At 40.1% G+C, this 12,910-nt stretch carries 9 protein-coding genes and 1 tRNA gene; 6 read left to right on the forward strand and 4 right to left on the reverse strand.

Annotation, left to right across the window (positions count from 1 at the left end; translation table 11 throughout):
- The first annotated feature begins 65 nt into the window (after positions 1-65).
- The 4 genes from PZB74_RS21420 (at position 66) to PZB74_RS21435 (ending at position 6,909) form a co-directional block, all read left to right on the forward strand.
- On the forward strand, positions 66-4,148 hold the full coding sequence (locus PZB74_RS21420) for a hybrid sensor histidine kinase/response regulator transcription factor (protein ID WP_302239370.1): 4,083 nt from the start codon (positions 66-68) through the stop codon (positions 4,146-4,148).
- Between the two features lie 132 nt (positions 4,149-4,280).
- Positions 4,281-5,144, forward strand: coding sequence for an SDR family oxidoreductase (locus PZB74_RS21425; RefSeq protein WP_302239372.1), 864 nt, complete (start codon positions 4,281-4,283; stop codon positions 5,142-5,144).
- A 342-nt stretch (positions 5,145-5,486) separates the two neighbouring features.
- The gene (locus tag PZB74_RS21430) at positions 5,487-6,287 is read left to right on the forward strand and encodes a helix-turn-helix domain-containing protein (RefSeq protein ID WP_302239373.1); all 801 of its coding nucleotides are present in this window, start codon (positions 5,487-5,489) and stop codon (positions 6,285-6,287) included.
- 82 nt (positions 6,288-6,369) lie between these two features.
- A complete protein-coding gene (locus PZB74_RS21435) occupies positions 6,370-6,909 on the forward strand; it encodes a cupin domain-containing protein (protein WP_302239374.1) in 540 nt (179 codons plus the stop codon).
- A 138-nt stretch (positions 6,910-7,047) separates the two neighbouring features.
- Here PZB74_RS21435 and PZB74_RS21440 read toward each other — a convergent pair.
- The 3 genes from PZB74_RS21440 to PZB74_RS21450 form a co-directional block, all read right to left on the reverse strand.
- Positions 7,048-7,121, reverse strand: a tRNA-Thr gene (locus tag PZB74_RS21440).
- 58 nt (positions 7,122-7,179) lie between these two features.
- Positions 7,180-9,291 (reverse strand): DUF349 domain-containing protein, encoded by a 2,112-nt coding sequence (locus tag PZB74_RS21445; RefSeq protein WP_302239376.1) that lies wholly within the window; start codon positions 9,289-9,291, stop codon positions 7,180-7,182.
- A gap of 51 nt (positions 9,292-9,342) precedes the next feature.
- Positions 9,343-9,906, reverse strand: a complete 564-nt coding sequence (locus PZB74_RS21450) for a YqgE/AlgH family protein (RefSeq protein WP_302239378.1) — start codon at positions 9,904-9,906, stop codon at positions 9,343-9,345.
- 470 nt (positions 9,907-10,376) lie between these two features.
- On the opposite strand from PZB74_RS21450, the gene PZB74_RS21455 reads away from it, so the two are divergent.
- Together PZB74_RS21455 and PZB74_RS21460 are read left to right on the forward strand one after the other, a co-directional pair.
- Positions 10,377-10,820: a TM2 domain-containing protein gene (locus PZB74_RS21455; protein ID WP_302239380.1), complete on the forward strand. Its 444-nt coding sequence runs from the start codon at positions 10,377-10,379 to the stop codon at positions 10,818-10,820.
- 299 nt (positions 10,821-11,119) lie between these two features.
- A complete protein-coding gene (locus PZB74_RS21460) occupies positions 11,120-11,425 on the forward strand; it encodes a hypothetical protein (protein WP_302239381.1) in 306 nt (101 codons plus the stop codon).
- Positions 11,426-11,483: 58 nt separating this feature from the next.
- Here the strand turns inward: PZB74_RS21460 and PZB74_RS21465 are convergent, their stop codons facing one another.
- Complete coding sequence (locus PZB74_RS21465) at positions 11,484-12,818, reverse strand: Gfo/Idh/MocA family protein (protein ID WP_302239382.1); 1,335 nt, start codon at positions 12,816-12,818, stop codon at positions 11,484-11,486.
- Between the last annotated feature and the right edge of the window lie 92 nt (positions 12,819-12,910).

The raw sequence follows: 12,910 nt of genomic DNA on the forward strand, positions 1-12,910 counted from the left end.
AATGTCCACAGATTGCTATTTTTATATATTTTGGGAGCAATTTTGAATATTTTATCTGAAGCTTTATGAAATCGGTAGCGTTTGTTGTGTTGGTGTTGGTCTCTGGTGTAGCAGGCTATGCTCAGGAGTTGGCAGATAAGCTTACCTTCTACCTACTGGATACAGAAAGTGGTTTGTCTAACAATACCATTAATAGTATTGTGCAAGATAGTGTAGGCTTTATCTGGGTGGGCACTACCGAAGGACTTAACCGATACGATGGACGTAACTTTATCACACACAAAAAAGACCTGCACGATAGCTTGTCTCTTTCTTACAACTTTATTCAGAAGATGCACACCACCGCGCAAGAAATCTGGATACCTACCGATGGAGGCTTGTATGTGTATGACATAAATAAAGAAAGCTACCGCCACTTCAATGAGGACAATGGCATGCTTGGCAATAGTGTGAATTCGGTAATTGAAGGCCCTGATGGACAGATGATCATGGGCGTTTACCGTAGTGGGTTACACTTTCTGATGCCTGATGGCAGCTTTGAATATCTGAAATATGACAAAAACTCTACAAAGGGGCTATCTTCCAATGAAATTTCCAGTCTGGAGCTGGAAGGTGATTCTATACTATGGGTAGGCACCTTTGATGCGGGGCTTAACAAAATAAGGCTGAAAGACTGGTCTGTAGAACAAATCTTACTTAAAAACAATGAATCTGCTTTAGCCAGCGCTATTTACGAGCTCCAGACTGACCGCTCTGGCAATCTGTGGATAGGCAGCGGAAGTGGGCTGTTTGTCATTACAGCGGCTGGAGATACGCTCTCACTGGGTACTGAGTCCAAGCCAGAGCATGGACTCAGTGATGATGAGGTGCTATGTTTTGAAGAAGATGAGCGAGGGAACATGTGGATTGGCACACGAAACGGAGGGCTCAATATTCTCAATATCAATAGTTTTTTAGAGCAAAACTCTCGCTTGCTTTGTCAGTGGTACCTTCCTCAGGATGATGGGCAAAGTGTGTATAACCGTACTGTTTCTACTATTTTACAAGACCGTAGCGGAAATATGTGGCTGGGTACCAGTACCGGCTTAAATTTTGTCAACCCCAGTGGAGAGAAGATCATCAGAATTACCCGTAATTCCGCTCAGGAAAACACCTTAAGCCATAACCGGATTAGTGCGCTAGAACATGCTGAGCAGGGTAAAATCTGGGTAGGCACCGATGGTGGAGGCTTAGATCTTTACGACCCTTTTAGCGGTGATATTCAACACTTTATTCATGATGATGCTAACCCTTACAGTTTAAGCAACGACTATATTCTTTCTCTTTTGAGAGACAGCCGGGGAAGGCTGTGGGCAGGCACCTACCAGGGGGGCATCAACCGATTGGATACGGCAAGCGGCCACTTTTCGCATTATTTACAGGGTGATATTCAAGAAGGTAGTGATGTACGTTGCATTACTGAAGACTCCGATGGTAATATTTGGGTGGGTACCAATCGTGGCGGCCTTTACCTCTACCTTGAAGAAAGTGATAGCTTTACTCACATAGACACCCTGGCCTATATTGATATCAGAGACATTATTCAGGCAGAAGATGGTGGGCTCTGGCTGGCAACTTTCGGTTCAGGAATCTACTACTATCATCCAAAAAAAGACAGCATCAGAACTTACAACTCTGATAATACCCCCGGCCTCACCAGCAATGTAATTTTTAATCTTATACAGCTACAAGAAGACGCAATATGGGCAGGCACTCGCTACGGTGGACTTGTCAGGCTAAATATTAATAATGGTACAGCTAAAGCCTTTACTGAAAAAGACGGACTTAGTAACAACACCATTAACAGCATTATTACAAAGGAAGATGAGGCTATATGGCTGGGTACAGCCAGAGGAATTACCCGCTTTTGCCTTGGTAGTGAAGAATATGAGATGGTTACGCTCAAAAACCTTCAATATGATGAGTTTAATGTAGGGTCAGCACTCCTTTGCGACAGGTCCAGACTGTATTTCGGTAGCAATAAGGGGCTAATTACTTTTCATGCTGATAAGGTTCTCCAACAGGATAAAACCTATCCTCTGGTATTAACACAACTCAAACTGTTTAACGAAAAAGTAGCAGTAGAAAAAGGGTCGGAGAGCCTCTTAGACCAGGCACTTTTTAGCAAGGATACACTTGTCTTTAATTACGATCAGACGTTATTCTCTATAGACTTTAATGCGCTACGCTACCCCACTTCAGATGATGTAAGCTACTCATACATACTGGAAAACTATGATGATCAATGGATAGATGGGGGAAATGCAGGTACTGCAAATTTTAGTAATGTACCTCCAGGGGAGTATATTTTTAAAGTAAAAACAAATCATGGAGGAGGAGAAACACCTCAGCAAAGTAAAGCCTTAAGTATCATTATAAACCCACCTTTTTGGCAAACCTGGCCGGCATACTTTCTCTATATTTTCACGATAGTTGCTATTTTATATGGTGCCGTACGCTATTATGGTGATAGAATACGCCTTAAAAACTCACTTTTGTTTGAGCGCAGACAAAGGGAACTGGAACACGATATCAATGAAGAACGTCTCCGCTTCTTTACCAGTTTTTCTCATGAGTTAAAAACACCACTTACACTTATTCTGGCTCCGATAGAAGATATGGTGAACAACAAAAGCCTTTCTGCCCACAGTAAAGCACTGCAAATGGTGCATAAAAACGCACAGTTTCTCTTACAGCTCATTAACAAATTGCTGGAGCTTAGAAAATCAGAAACCGGACTAAACCAGCTTGATACTAGTAAAAACGATATTTGCCTGCTGTTAAAAAACTGGACAGAGAGCTATCAGACGCTGGCAAATCATAAAAAAATAAAGCTAAGTTTTCACTCTAGCGAAGAGCGTTTATTCATCTTCTTGGATGAAGAAAAAATGCATATAATTATCAACAACCTGCTTTCAAATGCTTTAAAATTCACTCCAAAAGGAGGCGAGGTAAAAGTGAGCTTATCAAAAGAAAGCTCACAACTAATTATCAAAATTCAGGATACTGGCATTGGCATTTCTGAAGCGGAACAGGCCGATATTTTTAATTGGTATTTTAGTGCAAGTCATGTAAAAAAGTTGCAAGGCACCGGAATTGGCCTGGCTCTTTCTAAAAAACTTGTAGAGCTACACCATGGCAGTATCATGGTGAGTAGCCAACCTAATCAGGGAAGCACTTTTACCATCTCCTTACCTACAGAAGGTGAAGAATACAGCCTTCCTTTAGACTTGCAAGAAGCAGATATTTCGCTTTCTGATCAGTCGTACCTGCTTCCGGAAGGTATTGAGCAGATGTCTACTGACGTCTACGAGCAAAGTATAATTCACACTTCTGAGCAAAGAAAATGCATACTGCTGGTAGACGATAATCCTGATGTGATTCAGTACCTTAAAGGTTTGCTCGCTGAAGAATACCACATTATAAGTGCTCCCGATGGAGAAGCAGGCTTGGAAAAAGCTCGAAAATACATACCTGACCTGATTATCTCAGACATAATGATGCCTGGGAAAGATGGCATTGACCTGTGCAAAGCGCTTAAAGCTTCCGCCGAAAGCTCGCACATCCCTCTGATTCTATTATCTGCTAAAGGAGGGATAGAATCGCATAAAGCGGGTTTTGAGGAAGGTGCCGACGCATACATTACCAAACCTTTTAACAGCCAGCTATTACTGATTAGAATTAGCAACCTGTTTAAACAAAGAGAGCAGCTCAAGCAGTATTTTGGCAGCCCACAGCAAAAAAGTCAAAAAGAGCCAGACTCACCACTATTTAGAAGAGAGAAGAAGTTTTTAGAAGACCTGGAAAAAGCCATACTCACACAACTTGAGAGTGACAATGCAAATGTAGAAGATATTTCTCAGCAGATGGGAATGAGCCGTACATCGCTTTACCGTAAACTCAAGTCTATAAGCGGCAAAAACATCAATGAATATATACGTATGGTTAAGCTGAACAAGGCCTATAAACTCATTCAGGATGAAGGTCTTTCTGTATCTCAGGCAGCGTTTAACGTAGGGTTCAGCAATCAGAAATATTTTAGAAAGTTGTTCAAAGAGCAATTTGGCAAGCTTCCCTCCCAACTCTCAGAATTTGAAGGAAAAGGCTAAGTACTGACAAACTCTTAATAATTAGTTTTAGGTACTGAATTTCATTTATGTGTACTGAATAGTAATTCCTGACGAATGAGTGATTCAGCTGACTTTCTTTTGTCACACCGTACAATATGAACCAGTAAACACATGAATCATATTCTGATTGCAGGAGCTACAGGCTACCTAGGAAGTCACTTATTAAGAGAGCTGCAAAATAGAAACGCTGATTTTAAAGCTTTGGCCAGAAACGATGATAAATTAAGAACATTAGGCCTCAAGCAAGAGCAGATGCTTATTTGCCAGCTTACCCACCCTGAGACAATTTACAACCGGCTGACTGGTATAGATACAATAATCTCTACCATTGGTATTACCAGACAAAAAGATGGTCTCAGCTACATGGATGTAGATTATCAGGCCAATATGAACCTGCTCGTAGAGGCCAGACGCGCAGGTGTGGGTAAATTTGTTTACGTAGCCGCATTAAACGGACAGCAACTGAGGCACCTCAAAATAATGGAAGCGAAAGAGAAGTTTGTGGATGCTCTTAAATCTTCTGGTATAGACTATTGTATTATTCGCCCTAATGGCTTCTTTTCTGATATGAAGGACTTTTTGCAAATGGCTAGCACTGGAAAGGTTTACCTCTTCGGACATGGCAACTATAAGCTTAACCCTATTCATGGCAAGGATCTGGCAAGAGTGATTATGGATGCTGTTACCCAACCTATACATGAGCTTGAAGTAGGTGGCCCAGAAATTATTACCCAGAATGAAATTGCCAGGCAGGCACTTAATTGCTTAAGTAGTAAAGGTAAGATAATACATGTGCCAGATTTATTTCGTAAGGCACTTATTACACTAATGAAAGCTTTTACTTCTTCAAGAACATATGGCCCATATGAGTTTTTTCTGACTATGATGAGTCAGCATAATATTGCTCCCTGCTATGGTCAGCACAAATTGCATGCATTTTTTGAACAACAAGCTAAAATGATGAAAAAAGAATAATTCAAGCTTAATGTTATCAGTGGATCTTTGCAAGGTTGATAGCAGGCTTCAAATTAATTAAGCTACCTATGATAATAATGCTAGCCCATTGCTTAGGATTAGTGTATGCCAGATAGCCTGTCTTATTAATCGTTTTGTATGATCACTTTAAACCCTGCCTAAATTGCTGCTAAACTATTAATCGTGGCTATAGAGAAACTTGAACTTTAGGGTGTAAAGGTTTATCTATGAAGGGAGGTAGGAGAGCAAAACAAAGCCGGCTTGTTATTATGTTCAATGATGAGCAGTGTATCCAAAAAATCACTATTTTAAAGAGCTCTGGATCATTTAGGTTAATTTTCTATGCCCAGCAATAGTATCAATATAACACAAATAAGCCACAAGGTTTGCTCAGCAGGTAATACTGATAACTACGTGGTGTGTTGGGTAAAAAATAAGGTGGCTTCTATTAATATTAATCAAGAAGAATACTCTCAGGTCTCAAATTCTATCTTCTTCTTCGCGCCACAGGTGCAATGGATGATACATCCTGAAACTGATACTGGCACTTGTGGCTATATCTTGTACATAGCAAAAGAAGTATTAGATCATCCGCTTTTAAGTAATTTACATATTAACAAAGTCAGAATATTTAATACCGGAGAAATTCCTTTATTTAAACTCACTCCCGGTATTGAAAAGAGAACCCAAGCCATTCTGGAAATGATTGATGAACTGCTGGGCTCTCAACTGAATCATAAAGATGACGCAATACTATCGCTCCTCAATACCTTTTTTATTTACTGCGATGGTAGGTGCAACATAAAGTCTATTGTAACGGACAATAAAACAAAAACTACCATAGTCTATAAGTTTAAAAAGCTGGTAGACGAAAATCTGTCTTTGTACCATGAGGTAGCAGACTATGCACGATTACTTCATATTTCGCCTAAGTACCTGAATGAATGTGTTAAAGAGATATTACTTGTTAGTGCAAAGAGCATTATTATAGAACAACTGCTTATCAAGTCCAGACATTTTCTGAAATTTTCTGATAAAAGCATCAAAGAGATCAGCTTTGAACTGGGCTTTTCCTCACCTGAATACTTTAGCTCATTTTTTAAGACTCACAGTGGCAGCAGTCCCTCTAGCCTTAGATTTTAAAGCTAGTTCCCAAATTCATAGGTTATACGGTATTTTTAATATGTACAGCCCTGGGTATTCATCCTAAATTGTCAATAAAAAGATGATGGACAGGAAAAAATTTATCAGAACATCAGGCCTTGGGCTTGGCCTAACTTTAGTAGCTGGATTTGCCAGAGCCATTAATACTCATATCAAAAAGGTAATTCAGCCTAAGATTGTTAAAAATACTGAGGGATCCATTTTTAATGTTATCGGTGATGTACAAACCCATAAATTGACTGGTAAGGATACTGGTAACCAAATTGTGGAATGGGTAGACAATGTTGAACCTGGCGTGGGTATACCTCCGCATGTACATACTAAGGAGGATGAAATCTTTAGAGTGGTTAAAGGGGAAGTAGAAATTATGGTAGATGGAAAAACTACTATTTTAAAAGAAGGAGATACTGCCTTTGCTCCTAAGGATATACCTCACGCCTGGAAGGTGGTAGGTACAGAAACAGCGAAGATGATTACCTCCGCTTTTCCTGCTGGTATAGAGATAATGTTTGAAGAACTGGCTAAACTTCCTCCCGGACCTCCAGACTTTGAGAAAGTCTCTCAAATCTGTGAAAAGCAGGGCATTCGCTTCATTCAATAAACACTTATGATTTGTCGTTTAGCAGTAACGGTTCAGGAGTTTTCCTGTGCCGTTTTTTTACTGCTTACTATTCAGTTCAAAGATGAGGCATAAAAAAAGCACTTACAAGATTTTACTCGTAAGTGCTTGATTTTTAAGAGCCCCCAGTCGGATTCGAACCAACGACCTACTGATTACAAGTCAGTTGCTCTGGCCAGCTGAGCTATGGAGGCGAAAGGGAATGCAAATATAGAAAGTCACCTTATATACCGCAAGCCCTGAGCAAAAAAATTATCTCAAATTTTCAATAATGTCTAACTGCGATTTTAAATGCTCCAGTTCAGCACTGGCATCTTCTATTTTTTGCTCATATTCTTTTTTCAACTTATCTGCCTGTTTAGAGTGGGCAAAGAAGCCAATATTGTTTTTCCAGAGAGAAATGTCTTCTTCCAGCTTGCCAATTTTCTTTCTTAGGGAAGATTGCTTATGGTCTAGTTTACGCTCAGCTCTTGGCGTACCTTTTATGGTAGTCACCTCCAGTTCCAACTTAAGCTCATCCTTCTGCTCGCTATCCAGTTCTTTAGCTTCCTTCATGAAAGACTCTACTGCCTTCTCAAAACGCTGATTGATCTTTTTGATCGCATTACGAGGCACAAAACCAATCTCGGCAAACTCTTCGCTTAAGTCTTGTAGCTGATCAATATCAGATGAACCCTCTTTTGCCAAAGCTTCTATCTTTTCACAGATTGTTTCTTTTGCTTCAAGGTTTTTCTCGTAAGAAGATTCAAGTTCTTTGTTGTTTTCACGCTTACGCTCAAAGAATGCATCGCAGGCAGCTTTAAAGCGCTGATAAACCTCGTTCCGAACTTTTTCTGGTACCGGACCTATATCTTTCCACTCTCTTTGCAATCTCTTCAGGTCATTCGCTGTTTTTTGCCAGTCAGTACTATCTTTCAAGCCTTCTGCCTGCTCTACGAGCTTCTCCTTTTTCTCCAGATTATCTTCTCTCTGGGCATCAAGCTTTTTAAAGAAATCGCCTTTATGAGAGAAAAACTGCTTAAAGTTAGACCAGAATTTTTTGTTAACTTCTTTAGCCTTCTCACGGGGCATAGGACCTACTGCATCCCAGCGCTTTTGTAGATCCTGAATCTCTTTAGTTTTCTGGTTCCACTCTCTTATACTATCGCTCTGGAACCCCGCAAACTGCTTTACTTCATCGCTAAGCTGCTGCTTCTTTTCCAGATTTTTGTTCAGCTCTTCTTTAAACTGATCTACGTAAGCTTTTCTCCGCTCGTGTATCTGGTCAGAAGCTGCTTTAAAGCGCTGCCATAAAGGTTCCTGATCATCTTTAGGAACAGGACCAATATGTTTGTACTCTTCGTGCAATTCGTCTAACTCACGCAGTACTTTTTTAATGTCAGGATCTTCCACCAGGCTTTCTGCTTTCTCACACAATGCCTGTTTGGCTTCCAAGTTTTTCTTCCGGTCCAGTTCCTTAAGTTCAAAGTAGATGCTACGATTATCGTAAAAACGATTAATCAAGGCATTATAGTTAGCCCACAGTGTTTTGTTGTGCTGAGGGGGTACTGGTCCGATGCTACGCCATTCGTTCTGTAGCTCCTTAAGCTTATTAAAGCTTACCTGTGTCTCTTCGCTATCTACAAACTCACGCAGACGATTCAATATCTCCTGCTTGGTTTCGTAATTTTTATTTCTATCCTGTCCTAGCTTTTCGTAATAAGAAGATTTACGCTCTCTTATAGTGCGGTAAGCCTGGTAGAACCTCTCATTTAGCTCATCAGATTTGTACTCAAAGCCATCCTTCTCCCCTCCTTCTTCCATATACTTATTGAAGGCCTGCTCTCTCAGTTCATTTTCCTGCTCATCAAATACATGCTTCATCTCCTGGGCATGAGCATTGGACTTGCGTACATCTTCATTTTTCACCTCCTGCTCTATAGCCTTCACCAGGTCTTCTCGCGAATAGTGAGAGTAATCTATAGCCTCTTCATGATGATCATCATGGTGTTCTTCTCCTCCATGCTCCTCATGTGCATCTTCAGCATCAGGCTTGCTGTCATGCTTGCCTTCTTCTTCATTTGCTACATTCGTAGGCGAGCTAACTTCCTGCTGTTCACTACTTTCAGCTTCTTTCTCAGAGCTGGTAGTGTCGTCAGGGGCTTTCTCCTCACTAGCTTCGGCTGTAGCAGCTTCAGTATTTTTAGTTTCTGAAGTTGTAGTGGTTTCTTCCTGAGCAAGAGGTTGTTCTTCTGGTAATGACTCCTGAGTCTCCTCTTTTACTGAAGACTGCGCATTACTATCCTGAGTGGATTGATTTTCCTCTTTTGCTGTGGTAGTAGTATTTACTTCTTCCTGCTTCTTATTTTCAGAGCCCTCTGACATAAGCAATAATTATTAGTTCAATAGAATAAAGCTCAAAATTAGTAAAATGATTCAATTTAATCGTGGGTCTATAGGATAATTTGAAAGCATTTTGTACTTACCTCCCATATTATTCAAAACTTTTCTCCAAAGATGGGCTGGTGAACTGTCAAAAACATCATAAGGACTGGCCTGAGGATATACTATCCAGGAGTTTTCCTTGAGTTCTTCTTCTAACTGTCCGGGTGCCCAGCCTGAATATCCTACAAAAAAGATAAAGTCACTGGCCTCTACCTGTCTGGTATTAATCATAGACAGAAGCTGATCAAAATTACCTCCCCAGTAAATGCCATCGTTCACCGCTACCGTATCATCTACTACCTGCCCTGCCTTATGAATAAAGTGTAGCGTATCTTCCTGTACTGGCCCCCCACGGTAAAGCTTACTCTCAAAACCATTGACCTCCTCAATTACATCTCCCAAATGATACTCAATAGGTTTGTTTAAAACAAATCCTAGCGAACCTTCATGATTGTGTTCACAAATTAATATTACTGATCGTTCAAAATTAGGGTCTGGTAAAAAAGGTTCTGAGATCAGCAAATCTCCCTTTTTTGGAATAACTATAGATGACATAGGCAAATATATTTTTCTTCAACAAACACTTTTAGTCAGGCGAACAGCCAGTAAATTCGCTTGATCTTTTCCAAGTTAATGATTCTTACGATTTTCGTGAACCAATACAGACTTTCAATGCTTAAGCCAACGGCTTTGTCCCGATAAACTGCTCATTTATTACTTGAAAATATCATCAAGTTTAGCAGTTTCACACAGTTTTTGATTTGCTTTACTAATAGTTGACATATATTGAGCGCAATAAACAGCTAAGGCTAAAAGATAAACATCAGAGCACTTAATAAGTTGCTTGTAATGAAAGGGTTAGTAAATTGACTCTTCATACAACACAGATTACTTTATGGCTTTAGTAGGTTAACAAATTATCAATTTGATGTTTAAAAAAGCTCAGTCTGATATTTTGCAGAACGTATAATCAAAATTAATATTACATCAGATTAATATTTAAGGACAGGGATATGAAGAGTACCATGAAGCACAAGAAACTGGCTACCCTGCTAGCATTTAGTTTAGGAATATTTGGCACACATCGCTTTTATCTGAATCAGAAAAAACTGGGGTGGTGGTATTTAGCCTTTTGCTGGACGCTTATTCCTATGGTGATCGGTATAATAGATGGTATTGTATTTTTATGTATGAGCTACTCGGTTTTTAATCGCAAGTATAGTTTAAGGCATGTGCTGAAAAAGAAGTACCAGGATGACGAAGATATCTTGAGCTTCAATACCAACGAAAAGCTGGAGGAAGAATTACTAGTAAAGTTAATGGAGATGAACGACCGCGAAAAAGTTGCTAACTTTTTGTCAGATGCTAAGCAAAGGGGAGAATATTTACCTCGCAAAGTTTATAGCGAAGCGATCCGGATCGTTAGTGGCGAACCTAACATTTATGGTAAGACACTTGACATCCAATAAAAAAATGCGTAGCTAGTTGGAGCATCAGCAAGCGGAGTAGCGTAGCTGGTAGCTTAGAGCTTATTTTTTGCTGCGCTTAAAAAGATATTTATCTTTTAGGTTAATTACTTTTTTGTTTATCAATATTTAATTTGATTAGCACTATAAAATTCCAGGCAAAAGCAAACTAATTCACTATAGGAGCATATTCCTGTACTTTTGCCATATTGACAATTAGCCTTACATTGTACACCTGACCTTTGATTTTGTATGTCCGAAGGAAGTTATTTTAATAGATTGAGGCAAAATTTATATGTGATATGCCGACACTTAGCGTTTCAGTAGATAGAAGTACAGAAAAGAAATTTGAGAAGTTACTCAACCAGTATGGCTATGAGTTTAGTAAGAATTACCCTTGTGAGGAAGAGGATGATGAGGTATCATTCGTACTTACTTCGGAGGAGGAATTTGACCTGGTAGAGCTAGGTATACTTAACGAATACGCCCGACAATCTCAAAAGCTGGAAGATCTGGAAATGGAAAATTACCGTAGGATTACTAATGACAAAACTAATGGCCCGGTAAAAGATCGCTCCTTAATTCATTCTCCTAAGCATACAAATTAAAAAACTGCCTTCAGCATTATTGCCAAAGACAGTTTGCATTTATCCACCTAGATAAAAATTATACAGAAGGTTCCCAACCTGGAGCATACTCCCTACCCCACATTTTCATAGCCTCCTTGTTATTTTCTATATGACCATTTTTAGGATTGATTGTCAGTGATTCACCTACTTCCTGAGCTATATTTCCTAAATGGCAAAGCAATACACTTTTGTGACCTTCATCAATTGGCGAGTTCTGGCTCGCTCCTGTACGTATTGCATCCTGGAAATTCATAAAGTGTAGGGCCGTCAGGCGGTCACCTCCTACAGTATCCATGGTTGCATTTTTAGTTTCCGGAGTCACTGTTTTTACTAGTTTGTTGTCTTTATCGTACAACTCATAGCCATTTCTGTCTATAATCATGGTGCCTTCCGTGCCGTAAATTGCAGATCCACGTCCTCTACCTTCTACCGGGCGGCCATTACAGCTTCTACCTTCCCAGGTAATAGTTTTATTATCTTCAAAATCAAAGTTTGCGATCTGTGTATCGTAAAACTCCCAATCGTCTTCGTAGTGATAACGTCCACCATTAGAGCTTACCCGTACGGGGTAGTCTACACCTAAAGCCCAGCGGCAAATATCAATTTCGTGTGTTCCGTTATTACAGATTTCTCCGGTTCCCCATTTTTTAAACCAGTGCCAGTTGTAGTGAATCAGGTTATCCTGATAGTCTTCTCTTGGTGCCGGACCTTGCCAAAGCTCGTAGTCCAACCACTCTGGAATCGGAGCACTATTGCCATTTCCTATAGGCCCGCGTGTATTGGCATACCAGGCTTTACCAAAGTAAGGTGTACCTATTACGCCTTTGCGAATTTCGTTGATAGCTTCTATAGATTCTTCTGCTGAACGCTGTTGGTTACCCATCTGCACAATTTTGCCGTATTTCTTCTGGGCGTCTACCAGCATCTCTCCCTCTTTAGGGTTATGGCCGCAAGGTTTCTCTACATACACATGTTTTCCGGCCTGTAACGCCATAATAGAGGCAGGTGTATGCCAATGGTCGGGAGCAGCTATTACTATAGCGTCTACATCCTTATCGTCCAGCGCTTTGCGAAAATCTTTAATACCTTTGGGCTTTTTCTTCTGGTTTTGGTGCTTCATGGTAATTTCTATACCCTTTTCTACAGCACGCTCATCTACATCGCAGATATACGCAATCTCATAGCCATCCATTCTGGCAATTTCGTTGGTAAGGCCTCCACCTCTACCATTCAGACCCATCACAGCCACTACTACCTTTTCGTTAGGTGCATTTTTTCCGAATGCAGGAAAAACACCTCCTACCAGGCCAAGACCAAGACCGGCTACCCCGGTAGATTTCATAAAATCCCTACGGTTAAGTTTATTAGACATATTCTTCTGGTTATTGTTTGTATTAAGTATGTGCAATCGATTGTTTCATCTGCAAAAAAAATATCAGGTATCATGCCTTAGCTTGCCCTATC

It is taken from the genome of Porifericola rhodea (genome assembly GCF_030506305.1).
In the GTDB taxonomy this organism is placed as follows: Bacteria; Bacteroidota; Bacteroidia; order Cytophagales; family Cyclobacteriaceae; genus Catalinimonas; species Catalinimonas rhodea.